At 30.3% G+C, this 21,534-nt stretch carries 25 protein-coding genes; all 25 read left to right on the top strand.

The window, feature by feature from the left end; translation table 11 throughout:
- The first annotated feature begins 3 nt into the window (after positions 1-3).
- The 25 genes from WKS98_RS00400 to WKS98_RS00280 all read left to right on the top strand — a co-directional run bounded on the left by WKS98_RS00400 (position 4) and on the right by WKS98_RS00280 (position 21,534).
- The gene (locus tag WKS98_RS00400) at positions 4-1,191 is read left to right on the top strand and encodes an acetate kinase (RefSeq protein ID WP_498915934.1); all 1,188 of its coding nucleotides are present in this window, start codon (positions 4-6) and stop codon (positions 1,189-1,191) included.
- Positions 1,192-1,324: 133 nt separating this feature from the next.
- Positions 1,325-1,510, top strand: coding sequence for a 50S ribosomal protein L32 (gene rpmF, locus WKS98_RS00395; protein WP_498915932.1), 186 nt, complete (start codon positions 1,325-1,327; stop codon positions 1,508-1,510).
- 120 nt (positions 1,511-1,630) lie between these two features.
- A complete protein-coding gene (gene plsX / locus WKS98_RS00390; RefSeq protein ID WP_498915930.1) occupies positions 1,631-2,617 on the top strand; it encodes a phosphate acyltransferase PlsX in 987 nt (328 codons plus the stop codon).
- 1 nt (position 2,618) lies between these two features.
- Positions 2,619-2,846, top strand: a complete 228-nt coding sequence (gene acpP / locus WKS98_RS00385; protein ID WP_498915928.1) for an acyl carrier protein — start codon at positions 2,619-2,621, stop codon at positions 2,844-2,846.
- 2 nt (positions 2,847-2,848) lie between these two features.
- On the top strand, positions 2,849-3,565 hold the full coding sequence (gene rnc, locus WKS98_RS00380; protein ID WP_498915926.1) for a ribonuclease III: 717 nt from the start codon (positions 2,849-2,851) through the stop codon (positions 3,563-3,565).
- A complete protein-coding gene (locus WKS98_RS00375; RefSeq protein WP_498915925.1) occupies positions 3,558-4,622 on the top strand; it encodes an elongator complex protein 3 in 1,065 nt (354 codons plus the stop codon). The genes rnc and WKS98_RS00375 overlap by 8 nt, the downstream gene beginning before the upstream one ends.
- Positions 4,619-8,134, top strand: a complete 3,516-nt coding sequence (gene smc / locus WKS98_RS00370; RefSeq protein ID WP_498915923.1) for a chromosome segregation protein SMC — start codon at positions 4,619-4,621, stop codon at positions 8,132-8,134. The genes WKS98_RS00375 and smc overlap by 4 nt, the downstream gene beginning before the upstream one ends.
- 8 nt (positions 8,135-8,142) lie before the next feature.
- The gene (ftsY, locus tag WKS98_RS00365) at positions 8,143-9,369 is read left to right on the top strand and encodes a signal recognition particle-docking protein FtsY (RefSeq protein WP_498915921.1); all 1,227 of its coding nucleotides are present in this window, start codon (positions 8,143-8,145) and stop codon (positions 9,367-9,369) included.
- Between the two features lie 53 nt (positions 9,370-9,422).
- Positions 9,423-9,761, top strand: coding sequence for an Asp23/Gls24 family envelope stress response protein (locus WKS98_RS00360; RefSeq protein WP_237036411.1), 339 nt, complete (start codon positions 9,423-9,425; stop codon positions 9,759-9,761).
- 45 nt (positions 9,762-9,806) lie between these two features.
- Positions 9,807-10,214 (top strand): transcription antitermination factor NusB, encoded by a 408-nt coding sequence (gene nusB, locus WKS98_RS00355; protein ID WP_498915918.1) that lies wholly within the window; start codon positions 9,807-9,809, stop codon positions 10,212-10,214.
- Entirely contained in the window at positions 10,207-11,544 is a 1,338-nt protein-coding gene (xseA, locus tag WKS98_RS00350) for an exodeoxyribonuclease VII large subunit (RefSeq protein ID WP_498915916.1), read from the top strand. The genes nusB and xseA overlap by 8 nt, the downstream gene beginning before the upstream one ends.
- Positions 11,534-11,767, top strand: coding sequence for an exodeoxyribonuclease VII small subunit (gene xseB, locus WKS98_RS00345; RefSeq protein WP_498915914.1), 234 nt, complete (start codon positions 11,534-11,536; stop codon positions 11,765-11,767). The genes xseA and xseB overlap by 11 nt, the downstream gene beginning before the upstream one ends.
- Complete coding sequence (locus WKS98_RS00340) at positions 11,760-12,602, top strand: polyprenyl synthetase family protein (RefSeq protein ID WP_498915912.1); 843 nt, start codon at positions 11,760-11,762, stop codon at positions 12,600-12,602. The genes xseB and WKS98_RS00340 overlap by 8 nt, the downstream gene beginning before the upstream one ends.
- Before the next feature lie 100 nt (positions 12,603-12,702).
- Entirely contained in the window at positions 12,703-13,155 is a 453-nt protein-coding gene (locus WKS98_RS00335; protein WP_498915910.1) for an arginine repressor, read from the top strand.
- An 11-nt stretch (positions 13,156-13,166) separates the two neighbouring features.
- Entirely contained in the window at positions 13,167-14,858 is a 1,692-nt protein-coding gene (gene recN / locus WKS98_RS00330; protein WP_498915908.1) for a DNA repair protein RecN, read from the top strand.
- 10 nt (positions 14,859-14,868) lie between these two features.
- Complete coding sequence (locus WKS98_RS00325; RefSeq protein WP_498915907.1) at positions 14,869-15,396, top strand: NUDIX hydrolase; 528 nt, start codon at positions 14,869-14,871, stop codon at positions 15,394-15,396.
- Positions 15,397-16,014 (top strand): site-2 protease family protein, encoded by a 618-nt coding sequence (locus tag WKS98_RS00320; protein ID WP_498915905.1) that lies wholly within the window; start codon positions 15,397-15,399, stop codon positions 16,012-16,014.
- 3 nt (positions 16,015-16,017) lie between these two features.
- The gene (locus WKS98_RS00315) at positions 16,018-16,752 is read left to right on the top strand and encodes a segregation and condensation protein A (RefSeq protein WP_498915903.1); all 735 of its coding nucleotides are present in this window, start codon (positions 16,018-16,020) and stop codon (positions 16,750-16,752) included.
- Positions 16,742-17,281 carry an SMC-Scp complex subunit ScpB gene (gene scpB, locus WKS98_RS00310; RefSeq protein ID WP_498915901.1) on the top strand — a complete coding sequence of 180 codons (540 nt, stop codon included), beginning with the start codon at positions 16,742-16,744 and terminating at the stop codon, positions 17,279-17,281. Before WKS98_RS00315 ends, scpB begins: the two co-directional genes overlap by 11 nt.
- Positions 17,271-17,960, top strand: a complete 690-nt coding sequence (locus WKS98_RS00305; RefSeq protein WP_498915900.1) for a pseudouridine synthase — start codon at positions 17,271-17,273, stop codon at positions 17,958-17,960. The genes scpB and WKS98_RS00305 overlap by 11 nt, the downstream gene beginning before the upstream one ends.
- On the top strand, positions 17,960-18,319 hold the full coding sequence (locus WKS98_RS00300; RefSeq protein ID WP_498915898.1) for a hypothetical protein: 360 nt from the start codon (positions 17,960-17,962) through the stop codon (positions 18,317-18,319). Before WKS98_RS00305 ends, WKS98_RS00300 begins: the two co-directional genes overlap by 1 nt.
- Positions 18,312-18,869: a tRNA 5-(aminomethyl)-2-thiouridylate-methyltransferase MnmM gene (gene mnmM / locus WKS98_RS00295; RefSeq protein WP_498915896.1), complete on the top strand. Its 558-nt coding sequence runs from the start codon at positions 18,312-18,314 to the stop codon at positions 18,867-18,869. The genes WKS98_RS00300 and mnmM overlap by 8 nt, the downstream gene beginning before the upstream one ends.
- Complete coding sequence (locus WKS98_RS00290) at positions 18,866-20,098, top strand: BaiN/RdsA family NAD(P)/FAD-dependent oxidoreductase (protein WP_498915895.1); 1,233 nt, start codon at positions 18,866-18,868, stop codon at positions 20,096-20,098. Before mnmM ends, WKS98_RS00290 begins: the two co-directional genes overlap by 4 nt.
- Positions 20,088-20,972, top strand: coding sequence for a (d)CMP kinase (gene cmk / locus WKS98_RS00285; protein ID WP_498915893.1), 885 nt, complete (start codon positions 20,088-20,090; stop codon positions 20,970-20,972). The genes WKS98_RS00290 and cmk overlap by 11 nt, the downstream gene beginning before the upstream one ends.
- A complete protein-coding gene (locus tag WKS98_RS00280) occupies positions 20,965-21,534 on the top strand; it encodes a lysophospholipid acyltransferase family protein (RefSeq protein ID WP_498915891.1) in 570 nt (189 codons plus the stop codon). The genes cmk and WKS98_RS00280 overlap by 8 nt, the downstream gene beginning before the upstream one ends.

Raw genomic sequence — 21,534 nt, 5'->3', positions numbered from 1 at the left:
TGTATGAAAGTATTAGTAGTAAACTGCGGTAGTTCATCATTAAAGTATCAATTATTCGATATGGAAAATGAAGAAGTTATTGCAAAAGGTTTAGTAGAAAGAATTGGAATTGAAGGATCAAAAATATCACAAGAAGTAGGCGAAAAGAAACTATCTAAAGAAGCTCCAATGCCTACACATACTGAAGCTTTAACTTTAGTATTTGAATTCTTAACAGATTCAGAAAAGGGAGCTATTAATAGCGTTGACGAAATCAACGCAATTGGCCATAGAGTACTACATGGTGGAGAAGAATATGTTGATTCAACACTTATAAACGACCATGTAAAAGAAGTTATTAAAGAGTACATCAAGTTTGGTCCACTTCACAACCCAGCAAACTTAATGGGTATTGAAGCATGTGAAAAAATACTTCCAGGAAAACCAAATGTAGCAGTATTTGATACAGCTTTCCACATGACTATGCCTGCATATAACTATATGTATGGAATACCTTATGAGTATTATGAAAAATATAGATTAAGAAAATTCGGCTTCCACGGAACAAGTCATAAATATATTACTAGAAGAACTGCAGAGTTATTAGGAAAAGATCAAAAAGATATAAACATAGTTACTCTACACTTAGGTAATGGATCATCTTTAGCAGCTGTTAAAAATGGTAAATGTTTAAATACTACAATGGGACTTACTCCGTTAGAAGGACTTATTATGGGAACAAGATCTGGTGACTTAGACCCAACTGTATTAAACTTTATTCAAAATCAAGAAGGTCTTTCAGCTGATGAAATGAACCAATTCTTAAATAAAAAATCAGGAGTTCTAGGAATATCTGGATTAAGCTCAGACTTTAGAGACTTGGAACAAGCAAGCAACGAAGGAAACGAAAGAGCAAAACTTGCACTTGATATGTTCCATAACAGAGTTAGAAAGTTCTTAGGTGCTTATCTACTTGAACTTGGCCATGTTGATGCAATTTGCTTTGCAGGTGGAATTGGTGAAAACGGAATTACTACAAGAGCTGCAATATTAGAAAATCTTGAAAACTTTGGAATTAAACTAGATGAAGAAAAGAACAAAGTTAGAAAAGAAGCTTTAATTTCTGCAGATGATTCTAAGATAAAAATCTTTGTAGTTCCAACAAATGAAGAACTTATGATTGCAAGAGATACTTTAGAATTAACTAAATAGTTGACAAGGTTTCTAAAAATCAGTATAATACTAACGTTAGATAAATTTAAATCATAACCGATTAGCTTATGGGACTGTTAGCCTCCCATAATTTAAAAATTTAAAAAGATTTAACTATTGAGGAGGTGTAACAATGGCAGTACCAAAGAGAAAAACTTCCAAAGCTAGAAGAGACAAGAGAAGAGCATCATCATATCAGTTACCAAGAGTAACTATAACTGAATGCCCTGAGTGCCATGAACCAAAATTACCACATAGAGTTTGTAGAAATTGCGGTTACTACGATGGCAAAGCAGTCTTATCAGTGGATGAAGAATAATATGATTAGAGAGGATGATTCCTCTCTTTTTTATTTTTATAAAATCGAATAACTTAGTAATACATATGCTCAATAATGTATAAATAGCTCTTTATATGGTAAAATATAGTGAGGTGTATTATGAAAATATTATTGGACACATTAGGGGCAGATAAGGGATATGAAGTAGTTGTGAAAGGTGGACTTAAAGCACTAGAAAACCACAATGAACTTGAAATAACCTTTATAGGACCAGAAAAAGAAATTACAGAATTAATTAAAGATTCAAAAAACAAAAATAGAATAGAAATAATAGACACTAACGAGTACATTAAAAACGATGAAGAACCGGCTCTTGCCATTAGAAGAAAAAAGAATTCTTCAACTACATTAGGTTTAAAGAAACTAAAAGAGGAAGGTTATGATGGAATCCTTTCTTGTGGAAGTACGGGAGCTCTTCTTGCAGGTGCAACTCTAATAGTTAAGAGAATAGATAAAATATCTAGAGGGGCTTTGACTGTTGTATTACCAGCAAAGAATTCATATGCTCTGCTATTAGATGGGGGAGCAAATATGGACTGTACTCCAGAACTCCTTTCACAATTTGCAATAATGGGCAATGTGTATTCAAAGGAAGTTTTAAATGCAAACAATCCAAGGGTTGGACTATTATCTGTAGGGACTGAGGAAAACAAGGGCGACAACTTAAGAAAAGAAACATTTGAGCATCTAAAAAACATGGATCTAAATTTCATAGGAAATATTGAAGCAAGGGACGCTTTAAGTGGCAATGTAGATGTTATTGTTACCGATGGATTTTCAGGAAATGTTCTTTTAAAAAGTATTGAAGGTACAGCCATAAGAATAACAGAGGTCTTAAAAGAAGGAATTATGTCTTCATTGAGAACAAAAATTGGCGCGGCATTAATGAAGCCTGCACTAAAGAAACTTAAAAGTAGTTTTGATTATAATGAAGTTGGTGCAGCACCACTACTTGGGGTTAAAAAGGCAGTTTTTAAAGCCCATGGAAGTTCCAATGAAAGAGCAGTTGAAACAGGTATAGACAAACTAGTTCAATTTGTTGAAAAAGATGTTGTAAGAAAAATAGAAGAGAATTTGGAGGATTAAAATGATTTTTGATAAAGTTGTAGAAGTTATAAAAGAAGAATTTGGCGTAGAAGATGTATCAATGGATACAGTTATAAGAGAAGACTTAGGAGCTGACTCAATTGGCCTTGTAGAGCTTGTTATGGCGCTTGAAGATGAATTTGACATTGAAATAGATGACTCTAAATTAGATGAAATAATTACAGTTTCAGATGTGGTATCATACATTGAAAACAACAAAAGAGGCTAAAATTGAAACTAACTGAAGAAAGACTTAAGAAATTAAATGATTTGGAAGAGCGTATAGGCTATAAGTTCAATGATATTGAACTTTTAGACTTCGCCTTCCATCATATTTCTAAGGTTAATGAGTCAAAAAATAAAAACTACAGGTCAAATGAAAGATTGGAATTTTTAGGAGATGCCATATTAGGGGCGGTATTTGCTGAATATTTTTTTAAAAAGTATGATGAAAAAGATGAAGGAAAGCTAACAAAATTAAAAAGCATGGTTACTTGTGAACCTAGCTTCGGATACGCTGCAGAATGCTTTAACCTTGGAGATTTATTAATAATGGGAAAGGGAGAGGCTAAGTCTGGAGGAAGAAAGAGAATTTCAACTCTTTCAGATACATTTGAAGCTTTGATGGCATCTATTTATTTAGATTCTTCATATGAGGTTGTGTATGAGCTTATTACTGCAAAACATATAGGACTTTTTATGAAATATCTAGAAACTTCAAGTTTGAATTACAAGTCCATATTGCAAAATTATATTCAAAGGGAAATGAAGGAAAAATTGACCTATAGATTAGATAAGTCCGTTGGGCCAGACCATGACAAGACTTTTTATGTTACTGCTCTTTGTGGTGTAACTCCACTTGAACAGGGCGTAGGTAAAAACAAAAAGCAAGCAGAACAAGACGCCGCAAAAAATTCTATTATTAAGATGGGGATAGATTTTGAGTAAATTAAATATAATACCAGTATTTGTTCCGCATTATGGTTGCCCTAACGACTGTATTTTTTGCAATCAAAGAAAAATTACAAATCAAAATTATATAAAGGACTTTGAAGAAACTAGAAAATCCATTGTTGAGTACCTAAATTATTTTTCGAACAAGAACAATGAAACTCAAATTGCATTTTATGGCGGGAGCTTTACGGGACTTCCCATGGATGTAATGAAAGAATTTTTAAGCATTGGAAAGAGTTTTATTGACCAAGGAGTAGTTAACTCTTTGAGGTTATCTACAAGGCCTGATTATATTGATGAAAATATTCTAAACATCCTTAAGTCTTATGGAGTTTCGACCATCGAGCTGGGAGTACAGTCTTTAGTAGATGAAGTTCTTGTTGCAAACCAAAGGAATCACCTTTCAGATGTGGTCTATAGTTCTTCAAAATTAATAAAGGAATTTGGATTTAAACTAGGTCTACAACAAATGTTAGGATTATACAAATCGGATTTTGAAAGGGACTTATACACAACGGATGAATTTGTGAAAATTGGTCCAGAGTTTGTTAGAGTATATCCAACTCTTGTTATAAAAGATAGTTATTTGGAAAAGCTTTATTTAGATGGAAAGTACAAGCCGTATTCTTTGGATGAAACAATAGGGCTATGTAAAGATATCTATTGCACGTTTTATAAAAATAGGATTGATATTATAAGAATCGGTTTACAGCCGACAGATAATATTACATTAGGAAAGGATGTTGTTGCAGGCCCTTTTCACCCATCTATTAGGCAATTAACCATTCAAGAACTCTATAAAGATGCTATGGATGAAGTTTTAAAAAACTTTTCAGAGCAAGACATAGATGTATATGTAAATAATGGAGAACTTAACTATTTTGTTGGCAACAAAGGTGCTAATAAGAAATATTTAATGGAAAAATATGACATCAAAAAGTTTAAAGTTCATGGAACAAAAGATGATAAAATAAAAATTCAGTCAAATAAAGACACGTTAGAATTAGACATGGACAAATTTTTAAAAAGTTACAGAGGTTTGATTAGGTGAAATTAGAATCCGTTGAATTAAAAGGGTTTAAATCCTTTAAAGACAAAGTGAATTTACAATTTAATAATCCCATATGTGCTATAGTTGGTCCTAATGGTAGTGGAAAGTCAAACATATCTGATGCAATAAGATGGGTTTTAGGAGAACAATCTGCAAAGTCACTTCGTGGAAATAAGATGGAAGATGTTATATTTTCCGGTACGGAAAAAATTGCGCCATTAAACTTTGCTTCAGTTTCCCTATCTTTTGATAATAAAGATAAGTGGATACCTATTGAGTATGAAAATGTCGTGGTTTCAAGAAGGGTATTTAGAACGGGAGAATCTCAGTACTACATCAATAAAAAAGCCTGTCGTCTTAAAGATATAAGAGAACTATTTATGGACACTGGTATCGGAAAAGAAGGTTATTCTATTATAGGTCAAGGTAGAATTGACGAAATTCTTTCAAATAAAAGTGAAGATAGGCGATATATATTTGAAGAAGCTTCTGGTATTTCAAAATATAAATACAAAAAGGAAGAGGCTTTAAGAAAGCTTGACAAGACTGTCACAAATCTTGGAAGGATTGAAGATGTCTTAATACAAAAGCAAGAAAACAGAGACTATCTTGAAAAGCAGGCAAAGCGTGCAACTATAGGTTTAAAGCTTACAGAAGAGATTAAACTTCTAGATTTACATTATTATTTGGTCGATGTTGAAATAATACAAAATAAATACAATGAGATAATACAAGAAAACAAGTCTATCCAAGAAGAGATGGACTCATATAAAGAGATTATTTCTAAACTTGAACCTAAGTTAGAAGAAGAGACTTTAACTCTTAAGTCTTTGGAAGATGAATTAAAAAGATTTTCAAACGAGAAAAGTTCTTTTATTAATAAACTTCAAGATTATAATTTAAAACTTAAACTTACAGAGGAACGGGTTTTAAATAATAACAATGAAATTGAAAGAGTTTCAAAAGAGATAGAGTACTTTAATGAAAAGCTGGACAAGAACAAAATAAGATCAAAAGAGTTAGATGAAGAAAAAATAGAAACAAATAACTCACTTTTAACTCGTAAAGAAGAACTTAATGATGTTGATTTTATGATAGCAGACCTACAAGAAGAAATTGAAAATTTAACCTTAGCTTTAAGTGAAAGAGAATCAAAACTTTCTTCTTTAAGGGAGACACTAAGTAATATTCAGGTTGAGAATTTAACCAGAGAAAGGCTTTTTGAAAGCAGAAGAGAAGATGTTTTAAAACTTTCTAAAGACAAGGAAGGTTTAGCGGAAGAACTTAAAGTTTTAAATGAAAGTTATGATAAGTTATACGCTAATTATAAAGAAGTTAATGACAAAGTAACGGAACAATTATCTTCAATAGAAAAATTGGAAATTCAGTTAGAAGATAATAAAAATAAATTTGTTCAATTAAATGATCAGTATCGCAAGGTTGAAGTTGATTTAAGCACAAAAGAAAGAGAGCTTAACTTTTATATAAATGTCAGAGATAACTATGAAGGGTATAACAAACAGGTTTCAAACTTCTTTAATAGAATAAAAGGAATGAATTTGAAAGATAAATGCATAGGAACACTGGCGGATTTAATAGAAGTTGAGGAAAAGTACCTTATTGCAATTAATAACGCCCTTGGTGGCTCACTTCAAAATGTGGTTGTTGAAAATGAATACGACGCCAAGGTATTGATTGAGTTTCTAAAGTCTGAAAGAATTGGAAGACTGACATTTTTGCCGTTAAATAAGATTAACAAGCCAAGTGCAAATGTTAAATTTGATGATGAAAGAATTTTGGCAATTGCTTCAGAACTTGTAAATTGCGAAAGCAAATTCAAAGGACTAATAAATCACTTTTTAAACAAAACGTTAGTTGTATCAAGCTTAGAAGATGCAATAGAAATTTCTAAAAAGTATAACAGGTATAGAATTGTTACTCTTGATGGAGAAATTTTTAACTCCTGGGGGTCAATTGTTGGTGGGTACACTGGGAAGTCTTCAAACACAGATATTTTAAATAGAAATAATAAAATCATAGAGCTTGAGAATGAAAATAAAATTCTACAACAAACTAAAGAAGAGTTAATTAAAGAACTTAAAAGCTTAGATGAAACTCTAAAAAATTATAATAAAGAATATGAAGCAAAAGAATCTGAAAAAAGATTAAATGAAAATAAAAAAAATGAGCTTGATAAAAAACTCCAAAATCTTTCCAATGAAATTAATGTAAAAAAATCATTATATGAAGAAGCCGCTTGGAAATATGAAAGTATTTTGAACGCATCTTCTGACAAATTAGATTTAGAAAATCATGAAAGTATTAGCGTGGAAATTGAAAAATTAAATGCAGAGTATGAAGAATTAAAGTCTAATCTTGAAAATAAAAATCTAGATAAAAGAAGTTTAGAGATAGAAAAAATAAATATTTCTTCTAAGATAGATGGTTTAGAGAGGGACTTAAATATTTTATCTAACAAAGAAAAAGATATAAAGAACGAAAATGAAGATTTTTCCCATAGATTAAAGCTTGATATAGAATCTAAAGAAAATGTTGAGTCTGAACTAGTAATCAACAGAGACAATATAAAAAAATATAATTATAAAATTAATGAGCTAAACGAAAGGCTTAATGAAATTGAAAGTGTTTTAAAAGGAAATGAAGTTGATTTCAAAAGAAGACAAGATGAACTTTTAGAAAAGAAAGAAGAACTAAGGGACTACAAAGATATAAATGTAAAACTTGACTATTCAATGGGATTAAATCTTGAAAAGATTGAAAATCTAAATTCAAATATTACTAGAATACGAACTAATTGTCTAGAAGAATATTCTGTATATATTGACAAGTTTACATTGATTGAAGAAGTGGAGGAGCCTTCTAGAAGCGAACTTAAATCGTTAAAGAAGGACCTAAGAAATCTAGGATATTTTAGTGCAGATACAATTGAAGAATTTAAAATTGTAGATGAGGATTTGAACTTCCTTTTAAATCAAAAAAATGATTTATTAAAATCAAAAAATGATATTGAAGAGATAATTAAAAATTTGAATAGGGAAATGAAGGAGATGTTTACAACTTCTTTCAAAGATATAAATAATAGATTTCAAAAGATTTTCAAAATACTCTTTGATGGAGGAAATGCTGAACTTAAACTAGACGGGGCAAATCCGTTGGAGTCTGGCGTTGAAATAGTTGCGGAGCCACCTGGAAAAAAACTACAAAGCTTAACATTGTTATCTGGTGGAGAAAAATCACTTACAGCGGTTGCACTACTATTTGCAATATTTGAAACAAGACCTTCACCATTTTGTATTCTAGACGAAATTGACGCTGCACTTGATGAAGCAAATATAACAAGATACACAAGCTATTTAAAGTCACTTACAGACTCAACGCAATTTATAATGATATCCCATAGAAAAACTACAATGGAGATTGCAGACGTGTTATATGGGGTAAGTATGGAGGAAGAAGGAGTTAGTAAAGTGGTTTCCTTAAAATTAAAATAGGAGGTACTATGTTAGAGAGTTTTTTTAATAAATTTAAGAAAAAAGACAAAGAAGAACCTGGAATAAAAGAAAAAATTGAAGAGACTAAAGAATCGGTAGAAAAAGATTTAGAGGATATAAAAGAAGAGTCTAAAGATATTCAAGAAAATATTGAACATTTAAAAGAATCTATCGAAGAAAACCTAAACTCTACTGAAGAAAAAGAAGATATAGATGATGAAAGTAAAGCTAAAGATTTAAATTTTTCCGTAGAAAATGAAGTAGAAGAAAAAGTTGATTCAATTAAAGAAAATATAGCAGAAGTTGAAAAAGAAGAAAAGAAAGGCTTCTTTAATAATCTTTTTAGTGGACTTCAAAAAACTAGAGATAATATTTCAAATAAAATCGACAGTGCATTAGCAAGATACCAAAAGGTTGATGAAGAACTTTTTGAAGAGCTTGAAGAGATTTTAATATCTGCAGACATAGGCGTAGAGTCAACAATGAATATTATGGATGAGCTAGAAGATCAAGTTAAGCTTAAGAGAGTTAAAGATCCAAAAGAAGTAAAGAGTATGTTGATGAATATCATGATTGAAAAACTTGAAGAAGCAAATCTTGATAATAGTATGAATATTAAAGACACTCCACTAATAATGCTTGTTATAGGTGTAAATGGAGTTGGAAAGACGACTACCATAGGAAAGTTAGCATCAAAATATAAAAATGAAGGTAAATCTGTAACACTTGTAGCTGCCGATACCTTTAGAGCGGCGGCAATAGAGCAGTTAAGCGAATGGTCTAATAGAGCTGGTGTAGATATAATATCTCATCAAGAAGGCGCCGACCCAGCTTCAGTTGTATTTGATGGAATAGCATCAGCAAAATCCAAAAACACAGATATTTTAATTTGTGATACGGCAGGAAGACTTCATAACAAGAAGAATCTTATGAATGAGTTAGAAAAAATTCATAGAATTGTGGACAGAGAATATCCTGATGCGAGGAAAGAAGTTCTTCTAGTAGTAGATGGAACCACAGGACAAAATGCAATTTTGCAGGTAAAACAATTTAAGGAGGTTGCAGATATAACAGGAGTTGTTATAACAAAGCTCGATGGAACTGCAAAGGGTGGAATGGTATTTCCAATAGAATCAGAATTTAACATTCCAATAAAGTATATTGGAGTAGGAGAACAGATAGATCAACTAATGGAATTTAATCCAAAAGATTTTATTTCTGCAATATTCAATTGATTACTTTATTGCAATGAATTATAACATTTGTTAAAATGAAATGGGGGATAAATATGTTGAATAAAAATAAATTTGAAAATGGTAGTGTAAAGATATCAAATGAGATTATAAATAAAATTGCAAGCACTTCTGCTTTAGAAATTGACGGAGTAGCAGGACTTGCAGGAGGATTCGGAGAAAGAATCACAGATGGACTTAGAGGAGCTTCAAGGGCTGTCCAAGTGAATATTGGAAGAGATTTTGTGAATATTAATGTAAATGTAATTTTGAAAATGGGAGTTAGAATTCCTGAGGTTTCAAGAAATATTCAAGAAAAAATAAAAGAAAATGTAGAAAATTTTACAGGTTTGAATGTGTCACAAGTAAACACAAGTGTTGTTGGTATATATTAAGATTTTATCCCTCTTGTGATAAGAGGGATTTTTTATGGAGGAATTTTGACTAGAAAAGAAGCCAGAGAATGGATTGTAAAATTTATTTTCCAAATCACTATAAACGAAACATTCGACAAAGAAGAAGTAGAAGTCTTTATTAATCATTTTGAAATAGATGAAAAGCATAGAGACTTTATAGAAGGTTCAATTTTTTCAATTATAGACAATCTCGAAGAAATTGACGAAAAAATCAAAGCTAATTTAATAGGTTGGGACTTCAATAGACTTTATTGCATAGACAAATCAATTTTAAGAGTTGCCACAAATGAAATTCTTTACGATGATAACATGCCTGCTAGAGTGTCTATTAACGAAGCAGTTGAAATAGCGAAAAAATATTCATCAGAAGATTCGTATAGATTTATAAACGGCGTATTAGGAAGTATCTCAAAAGGTGAGGACTGTGAATAGCAAAGCGTTTACTGTAACAGAAATAAGTAAATATATTTCAACTTTACTAAAAAGGGATCCTATGCTTATAAATGTATTTGTTGAAGGAGAAGTTTCAAACTTCAAAAAATCTTCAGGAAATATTTATTTTAGTTTAAAGGATGAGGATGCATCAATAAAGTGTATCATTTTTAGAAACATGGAGATTTCTAAAACTTTACAGCTTTCAGACGGAGATAAGATTTCACTAAGAGCAAGTGTAATAACATATGAAAAGGGTGGTTACTATCAACTTCTTGTAAAAGAGGTTATTAATACAGGCATTGGAGATATCTACAGGCAATACGAACTCTTAAAGGAAAAATTCAAAGAGCTAGGATACTTTGATGAAAAGCATAAACGTCCAATTCCAAAAATGCCAAACAACATTGGTGTAGTAACATCGCCTAATGGAGCTGCCATTAGAGATATTATTACCACAATTAAGAGAAGATTTCCCATAGCAAATCTATATGTCTATCCAGCAATAGTGCAGGGGCAAAATGCACCGCAAAGTTTAATTAAAGGGATAGAGGTATTAAATTCTCATGAGTTTATAGATTTTATTGTAGTAGGTCGAGGTGGAGGATCTTTTGAAGATTTAAATTGCTTTAATGATGAAGATTTGCTTTTAAAGATATTTAACTCAAAAAAACCAATAATTTCTGCAGTTGGTCATGAAGTGGATAATATGTTATCTGACTTTGTTTCAGACCTTAGGGCACCAACTCCAACGGCTGCGGCTGAAATTTGTACACCTAATCTAATTGATTTAAAGGAAGACTTGAACAAAAAGATAGATTTAATTGAAAAAGCTTATTCAAATTACTTTTTTGAAGAAAGAAAAAAACTAGATTATTATCTGAATATTCTAAAAATTTATAATCCTCTAGATAAAATTTCAAAATTGAAAGAGGAAAATGATAAATTGAAAATAAGGATTGATAGACAGGTCAAGCTAAATATTGTTAGTAAAAGAGATGCTTTAGATAAACTTAACATATCTTTGGTGAAACATAATCCTATAGATAGAATTAAAATTTTAAAAGATGAAGCAGATAACATTAAAAAAATTATAAATATAAAAGTATTTTCAAAATTGGATCAAGAAAGATTAAAGCTAAAAACTCTAGAGTCTAGAATAGAATGCCATAATGACTCAAGAATAAAAAAGCTTGGATATATTAGAGCCTCATCAGAAGGTGTATACATTAAGTCAGCGAAGGATTTAAAGGTTGGAGAATTATTAAAAATTCACTTTGAAGATGGAACAGCAACCACAGAAATAAGGAGTATTGATAATGGAAAATAGATTTTCAAACTATGAAGAAAGTTTAAAGAGACTGGAAGAGATATTGGAAAAGCTTGAAGATGACAATATTACTTTGGAAGAAAACGTAAAGCTTTATGAAGAAGCCTTGGCACTTCATAAAAATTTAATGGATATACTGGATAGAGAAGAAGGGAAGATTAGGATGATGACAGAAGAAGGCGAATCTGATTTTGATCCTAATATATTAAATAGCGATGAATAATTTTATAAAAGAGTACGATTTAAGAAAAGACATTGTTAATAAAGGACTTGAAAAAATTTTCACGTACAAAAATATTTTAGAAGACGGCTCATTCTATGCGCTAATGAATAATGGAAAGAGATTTAGACCAATTTTATTTATAGAATTCTATAGTCTCTTTAAAGAAGTTGACGAATCATGTATGGATTTTGCTTATGCAATAGAATTAATACACAACTACTCTCTTGTTCATGATGACCTTCCTTGCATGGATGATGACGACATGAGAAGGGGAAAGCCTACCGTACATAAGAAGTATGGAGAGGATATGGGAGTACTTATTGGCGATGGTCTTCTTAATAAAAGTATGGAAAGAATTCTAATGGCTATTTTAAACTCAGACAATAAAGAACTATTCGTTGAAGCATCAAAATATCTTTATTCACAGTCTGGATATGAAGGAATGATATATGGTCAGGTGTTAGATATTCAAAATAAACTAGAAACTAAGTCTGATTTTTTTGATATGTATGATAAAAAGACCTGCGGATTAATTAAAGCGGCTTGCAAATGTGCAGCTATTACAGCAGGTGCAACTGAAGAAGAAGTAGAATTATCAGAAAAATTTGGATATAACTTTGGCCTAGCTTTTCAACTTCGAGATGATATGCTTGACTATGAAGAGGATTTGGAGTCTCAAAAGCTTACCTTTGCAACTTTAATTAAGAACAAAGAAGAGATGTCAAAGACTATTGAAGAACATTCCAAGAATGCCATGAACTGTTTGAAATCTTTAAATAAAAACACTGAGTTTTTAGAAGATTTGACAAATAATTTTATTAATAGAGATATATAGGAGCTTTTAAAAGCTCTTATTATCATATATGAGTGACTTTAACTGAAATATTTAGATTACATAGTTAAAAAACATATAATTAAGGAATAAGGAGTATTATATGAAAAAATATGCAAGACAGAGACTAATTCTGGATTTGGTTGATAAGTATGAAATAAGAACTCAAGAAGAATTGTCAGAATTACTTGAACAAAATGAAGTTATTGCTACTCAAGCTACCATATCAAGGGATATTAAAGAGTTAAGAATTACAAAGGTACAGACAAAAGATGGAGAATATCATTACTCAGTAATTGATACCGTTCATGATTCATTAAATGAAAGACTTGATAAAATATTCAAATCTGCAGTACTTAGTATTGATCACAATGGAGAGATGGTTATTGTAAAAACTATTTCCCATACGGCAACTGTATCGGCAGTGCCTATAACAAATGCAAAGATAAAACATATTAGTGGGATTCTTTCTGGAAATGATATAATCTTTATAGCAGTAGATGATAAAGAAAAACTAGATGAAGTTGTTAATGAAATAAAAGCGTTAATGAAATAAATTGGAGAGTCATGTTAGCAGAACTTTATATTCAAAATTTTGTTATAATTGAAAAATTACAAGTTGAATTTGATCCTTTTTTTAATGTTATTACAGGAGAAACTGGTGCGGGTAAGACCATATTAGTAAATGCATTAAAGCTATTGATTGGTGATAGATTTCAAAAATCCTATATTGGCCAATATGGAAACACTTCTATTGTGGAAGGAAAGTTTTTAATATCTTCAGAAGAAAGGTTAAATCGATTTAAGGAAATGGGTTACGAATTAGAAGATGGCGTTTTAATTGTAACTAGAGAATCTCAAAGTGAAGGAATAAGTAACAATAGAATTAATGGAAGAAGTGTTACACTTGGCTTTTTAAAAGAGATGATGCAAGATTTAATAGATATTCATAGCCAAAATGAAAACCAAACCCTTTTAAACAAATCAAACTATATAAGTATATTGGATGCATTTAGTCCCGACGGAAATAAGAAGATATTAGAGGATTTAAATAAAAATCTAAAAGAGTTACAAAGTTTAAGAAGTAAGTTATCTAGTCTTAGTTTGAGTTCTGAAGAAATAGATAGAGAAAAAGATATTTTAAGATTTCAAATTGAAGAGTTAGAGAGTATTGATTTAGAAAATTTCAATGAGGAAGAAATTGAAAATGAATTTAAAGTTCTTAGTAATGTTGACCGCATAAAAATATCCATGGCTGAAATATCCGAAAGATTTAAAAGTAGTGACTTTGGAAAATTTGAAGTGTTAGGATCACTTTCTGAAATAGTAACTGAACTTTCAGAATTAAAAGAATTGGATTTGGAATTAAAAGAAGTATTTGATAGAATAGAATCTTCCTACTATGAACTTGAAGACGTTTATAGAGACATAGAAAGTTATCAAGATCATCTTTACTATGATGAAGAAAGATTACAACTCTTAGACGATGCGATTGCAAATATTACAAATTTAAAGAGAAAATATGGTTCTGATATTTCTGATTTAATAGATTTTAGAGAAAAGTCTAAAGAAAGACTTAATGCTTTAGAAAAAATAGAAGAAAATACCGCAAGACTCAACAAAGAAATTAATAAAAAATACTTAGATTGCAAAAAACTTTGTAATATTCTAACAGATATAAGAAAAAAAGTAAGCAACAAACTTGAAAAAGATATTCTCGAAAATATAAAAGGGCTAAATATGCCGAATGCAAAGTTTTCCATTGATTTTTACGAAGATGAAAAAATAACATCTACGGGAAATGATATTATAGAATTTAATATTTCTACTAATATGGGTCAACCTCTAATGCCATTAAACAAAGTGGCGTCTGGAGGAGAACTCTCCAGGATTATGTTGGCACTTAAAACTTCACTGGCATCTATAGACAATGTTGACACTTTGATATTTGATGAAGTTGACACGGGCATTAGTGGAAGAACAGCAATTTTAGTAGGGGAAAAACTACAAAAGATTTCAAAGTCAAGACAGATTATAACCATATCTCACCTTGCACAAATAGCATCACTCGCTTCATCACATAAATTAATAGAAAAAAGTGAACGCGACTTAGATACTATTTCAAATATTAGAACTATAGATGCTAAAGAGAGAGTGATGGAAATTTCAAGACTTATAGGTGGAATTGACATAACTGAGAACACAATCAATCAGGCAATTGATATGATTGAACAGGGAAGGTTTAGATTTAACGAATAGGAGAAATAAAATGAGCAAAGAACAGACAATAAAATCTGAAATGATATATGAGGGAAGAATTTTAAATTTAAGAGTTGACACTGTGGAACTTAAGAATAGAAAATACTCAAAAAGAGAAATTGTCGAACATTCAAATGCAGTTACCATAATTGCATTAAAAGGTGACAAAATTGTATTTGTTCGTCAATATAGAAAGGCTGTAGACAAAGAGTTGCTTGAACTTCCTGCAGGGCTTATTGAATCAAATGAACTTCCAAAAGAAGCGGCACAAAGGGAATTACAAGAAGAGATAAAGTATGATGCAAAGAATTTTGAATATCTTTTTGATTCTTATTCATCTCCGGGTTTTACAGATGAAAAGATGTCCTATTTTTTGGCTACAGATTTATTCTCCAGCCCTTTACAAGAGGATGAAGGAGAAGATTTAAATATTGAAGAGTATACATTAGAAGAAGCTCTAAATATGATTGAAGAAGGCAAGATTGAGGACTCAAAGACTATTATAGGGCTTTTATATCTGAAGGCTAGGAAAAGTTAAATGTTTAATATTCAAACCATATTAACATATGCTGTAATATATTCAGCTCTTTTAATATCGCTTATACTACATGAAAATGCACATGGATTAGCTGCACTTTACATGGGAGATACAACAGCAAAGGATAGTGGAAGACTCTCACTAAATCCTTTAAAACATCTATCACCACTGGGCACACTTTCGCTTTTGATATTCCATTTTGGATGGGCAAAGCCGGTACCGATTAATCCATACAATTTTCGAAAGAGAAAATTAGGAGATTTTTTGGTTTCCATATCAGGAATAATGACTAACTTTTTGTTGGCTTTTCTATTTCTAATAGTATTTGACTTTGTAATTTTAAAGGTGGATGCAAATCCTTATTTGATTTTATTTGTTAAGTCCATGGTGCAGTACAATGTCCTATTGGGAGTGTTTAATTTAATACCACTACCTCCTCTTGATGGATCAAAGATAATAATGACTTTTTTACCAGACAAAGTAACATATAAGCTACTTAGCGTTGAAAGATATACAAATATGATATTGATGGCACTTATTTTTACAGGCTCAATATCTAAAGTAATACTTTCCATGTCTGATTTTGTTTTAAATTTCATGTATAGTTTATTGGGGTAGTATATGTATAAAATAGAAACAGATTATTTTCAAGGTCCATTTGACTTGTTATTAAGTTTAATAGAAAAGAATAAGATAGATATTTATACTGTAAAATTAAGTGACATAACTGAGGAATTTCTCAGGGAAGTAGAGACTTTAAAGACAATAAACCCTGAAAATATTGCGGATTTTGTTTTTTTGGCAAGTACATTACTTGAAATAAAGTCAAAAAAACTTCTTCCAAAAAATGAATTTTTAGACGAAGAAGAAACAGTTACAGAAGAAATGATCTTAACAAGACTTAGAGAATATAAAAAGATTAAAGAACTTTCACAAGAATTACAAAAACACAAAGATAAGGCGGACAGTTCATATCCTAAGTTGCAGGAAGATTTGTCCGATTTTTTTGAAGACAAAACAGAAAATAAAATAATTGGAGATGGCACAATACTTTATAACGAGTTATGTAAAGTGCTAAACAGAATTGAAAAGAGGCAAAAAAACTTAGAAAAGTTTGATATATTGCAAAGAGAAGAATTTTCTGTAGATGAATACATGGATGTTATCAGGGATAATTTAAGACCTAGAACAAAGAAGAATTTTTCAGATTTTTTCCATGATAATATGCACGTAAGTGAAATGATAACTCTATTTCTTTCCATATTGGAACTATTAAAAATAAGTGAAGTTAAACTTTATCAAAATGGAAACTTTGATGAAATATTCATAGAATTAAGGTGTGAAAATGAATTATAAATCTATAATTGAATCATTATTATATATATGGGGTGAACCACTTTCATATAAAGAAATTGCAAAGATAATAGAAAAAACTCCTGGAGAGACTAAAAAAATACTTAATGAAATGGTGCTTGACTGTGACTCTTCCGATAGAGGACTGGAGTTAAAACAATATGGGGATAATTTTCAATACGTAACAAAGGAAACCAATTTAGACTATGTTAAGAAGTTAGTTAACAAAAATGAAAACAAAAACATCACAAATTCATCCATGGAAGTTTTGTCAATTATAGCTTATAAACAACCAATTACAAGAATTGAAATTGAAGAGATTAGAGGAGTTAGATCGCAAGGTCCTATCGATACATTACTTTCAAGAGATTTGATAATGGAAGTTGGAAGATTAGAGCAAATCGGAAGACCAATTCTTTATGGCACAACAGATGAATTTCTAAGGGTATTTGATTTAGTTGATATAAAACACCTTCCACAAAAAAGTGAAGTTGAACAGTTATTTTTAGAGGTGGATAAAGTTGAGGATTAATAAATACCTTGCTCATAGTGGAATTTGTTCAAGAAGGCAGGCAGATGAAATAGTATCTCAAGGAAGGGTAAGTATTAATGAGAAAATAGTTAAAGAACTTGGAACCAAAGTTTTACCGAATGATGTTGTTAAGCTAGATGGAGAGGTAGTAACTCCATCCCAAAAGTTCAAATATTTTCTTTTGAACAAACCTGTTGGTTATGTATCCACAGTAGAAGATCCATATGCTGAAAAAACAGTTATAGATTTAATTGACTATAATGAAAGGTTATATCCAGTTGGAAGGCTTGATAAAGACAGTAGAGGAATAATTATTATTACAAATGATGGAGAACTAACTTATAAATTGACACATCCAAAAAAAGATATTTTTAAAACCTATGAAGTCACTTTAGATAAAAAGCCTAAAGAAGTGGATTTAGAAACATTAAAAAAGGGAATACCCATGGATGGATATTTAACCAAAAGATGCAAAATAAAAAAGACTTCTAATTTCAAGTACCAAATATCTATATCCGAAGGGAGAAACCGACAGGTTAGAAGAATGTTTGATTATATTGGATGTAAGGTTATTGACTTAAATAGAATTTCCATAGGAAAAATAAGAGATAAAAATTTACCTGAGGGAAAATTTAGAAAACTTACAAAAGAAGAAATAGATTACTTAAGGAGTTTATAATGCTTGTTGTTAAAGATTCAAATCCAAATGACTTATTGTACTTTAGAGAAGAATACAATATTAAGCTAAGTTCAAATTATGAAAAACCAGAAATATTTTTTACATTATTTGAAGATGAAGAAATAGTTGGGTACTCTCAAATAGAAATTGATTGCAAAAAATGTTATTTAAAAGACTTTAAAGTTATAGGAGATTTTGATTTTTTTGATAAAAATTTCTATCTTAGAGCAACAGCTTCAAAGGTTTATGATTTGGGGTTTGAATATCTTAACTATGAAAATGAAATTTTAGAAGACTTACTTCCAAAATCTCCAATCTACATTTTAGATTTTTTAAAGGGAAGTTGTTGCAATGATTAAGAATTGCAATGGAATACTAAATCTTTTTTTACAAGATTATAAGGATAAGAATTTGGTTGCAGTTGATATGACCCTTGGTAATGGAAATGACCTAAGAAAACTCTTTAGAACTTTGGGAAAAGAAAGTGTTTTTTATGGATTTGATATTCAAGAGCTTAGTATTCAAAATACAAAAGATAAATTTTCAGAAAACGAGTTGTTTAAAATCAACCTTATTTTAGATAGCCATGAGTACATAGGTGAATATGTAAAGGAAAAAATAGATATTGCGGTCTATAACTTGGGGTACCTGCCAAAAGGCGATAAAAAAATTGTAACTAATTATAAAAAGGTAATTAAAAGTCTTGATGTATTACTAGAAATGTTAAATCCAAATGGTAGGGTATTTATTACATTCTACCCTGGACATCCATCTGGATTAGAAGAAGCTATACATATTGAAAAATACTTAAGCGAACTAAATCAAAAGGAGTTTGAAATTATTAAATTTGATTTTATAAATCAAAAAAATAATCCTCCTTTTATAATTATGTTGGAGAAAATAAAATGAAAGAAGTTATAGTTATTGGTGGTGGCCCTGCAGGAATGATGGCTGCCATTGCAGCGAAAAATGAAAATAATAATGTGACCATTATAGAAAAAAATGAAAAACTTGGTAAAAAATTATATATTACTGGCAAGGGTAGATGCAATATAACAAATTACAAGGATATATCTGAATTCTTTCCAGAAATTAACAGAAATGAAAAATTTATGTATTCTGCATTTTATTCTTTTAGCAATATGGATATTTTAAATTTGTTAAATGAATATGGTTTGGAATACAAAGTTGAAAGGGGGGATAGAGTTTTTCCCACTTCAGATAAATCCTCAGATGTTATAAAAACATTTAAAAAAATATTAAATGACAAAGGTATTAATCTTATTTTTGATGAAGATATAAGGTATATAGAAAAAGTAGATGATAAATTTAAGTTATACTCCAAGAGTCGTGGTTTTTCATGCGACTATCTTGTAATTGCCACTGGTGGAAACTCTTATAAGTCCACTGGCTCAACTGGAGATGGCTATAAATTTGCAAAAAACTTTGGAATGAAAGTAACAGAAGTCTATCCAGGCCTTGTGGGACTTAATTTAAATAGTTCTATTCATAAAGAGCTCTTAGGAGTTAACTTAAAGAATGTAGAAGTTACTTTAAATAAAAATGGCAAGGCTTTTAAAAAGGAGTTTGGAGAAGCACTATTCACTCATTTTGGAATATCAGGACCTACAATACTAAGTCTATCATCATTAATCTATCCAAAGGAGAAATGTTCCTTATCAATAGATTTGAAGCCTGGTTTGAATTATAATCAGTTAGATGATAGAATAAATCGAGATTTCAACAAATATATCAATAAGGATATCGAAAATGGTTTAAAGGATCTACTTATTAAGTCGTTAATCAAGCCTGTTTTAGAAATTTCCAATATTCCAAGGGATAAAAAGATAAATCAAATTACTAAAGAAGAAAGACAAAGGCTTGTGCAAAACATTAAAAGTTTTGACTTTAATATAAATGGTATTAGAGATTTTAATGAAGCAATAATAACAAGAGGCGGAGTAGAAGTAAAGGAGCTGGACTCTTCCACAATGGAATCTAAAAAGGTGGAAAATCTGTACTTTGTAGGAGAAGTAATAGATGTAGATGCATTTACTGGAGGATATAATTTACAAATTGCCTACTCTACAGGCTTTCTTGCAGGAAGTAGCATAAAGGAAGATTGTAATGATAATTAAAAATTCAAAATTAGAAGGTAAAAGTAGCGAAGATATTGCAAATCTTATTTATGAAGAATTAAAAAGAATTGATACTACTAAAAACGATGTGCTTATAACAATTCCTGAAAACTACAAAGAAGTTTTAAATCACCTAGTTAAGTTTAATTTTGAAGGATTTGTAAATACATCAATATTAGAAGATAAAGATAATAAGGATATTATTATAGAAATATTGGAAAAAGAATATTTTGTCATTGCGATTGACGGACCTTCAGCTTCTGGAAAGAGTACTGTAGCAAAAGAAATTGCTAAGATACTTGATATAAGTTATTTAGATACTGGGGCCATGTATAGAGCATTTACCTATTATCTTTTAAAAGAAAATATAAGCTTAACCGAAGAAAAAATAAGAAAAGTTATAGGAAATATAAATATTGACATTGAAAAAGACAGTGTTATTTTAAATGGAGAAGATATTTCGAAAGCAATAAGAGGAGACGAAGTTACAAAAAATGTTTCTAAAGTTTCAGCCATTTCTATTGTTAGAGAAGTTCTTGTTGATTTACAAAGAAATATTTCAAATGGAAAGTCTATTGTACTAGATGGTAGAGATATAGGAACGGTAGTTTTCCCAAATGCAAAATATAAATTTTTTATAACTGCAACAGCTGAGGAAAGAGCCATGAGGCGCTTTAAAGATGAAAAATCTTCTTTAAACAAAAGTTATGAAGAGATTTTAGAAGACTTAAAGGCTAGGGATGTACTAGATTCAAATAGAAAAATCTCTCCTCTTAAACAAGCGGAAGATGCGCATTTGATAGATAGTACAGAAATGACTTTAAGAGAGGTTGTAGAAAAAATTATTAATATTATAAGAGGTATAGATGTATAAAGTTTTAAAAGATTTTTGTGGAGGTATGCTTCAATTATTTTTTAAATTTGAAGTGTATGATAAAGATAAATTTCCAAAAGATGGTTCTTTAATAATTTGCGCCAATCACACTAGTGCATTAGATCCAGTTGTACTTGCACAGGTTTGTGATAGAAAAATTTTTTTTATGGCAAAAGAAGAGCTATTCAACAACTCGGTATTAGGTTATTTTATGAAAAAACTTGGTGCTTTTCCAGTTAATAGATCAAAGACAGACCTAAAGAGCGTTCGAACTGCCATTTCCATATTAAAGAGTGGAGATGTTCTAGGCATATTTCCAGAAGGGACTAGAGTCAAAACAATTTCAGTGGATAATATTAAGGAAGGCGTAGGGATGATTGCAAATAGAACTGGAGCACCTATACTTCCTGTATATATAGATACTGAATACAAAATTTTCAGACCTATAAAAGTGAGCTTTAGAGATTTGGTTTACCCTGAAGACTTTAAAGAATTTGGAAGAGATACTAATAAAGAGATAACAATGGAAGTTTATAAGAAAATATACAATATTGAGGAGTAA

This window comes from Lagierella sp. ICN-221743 (assembly GCF_037890055.1).
Classification (GTDB): Bacteria; Bacillota; Clostridia; order Tissierellales; family Peptoniphilaceae; genus Mediannikoviicoccus.
Note: the sequence above shows the minus strand (reverse complement) of the source record. Positions and strands in the feature narration are given on the sequence as shown.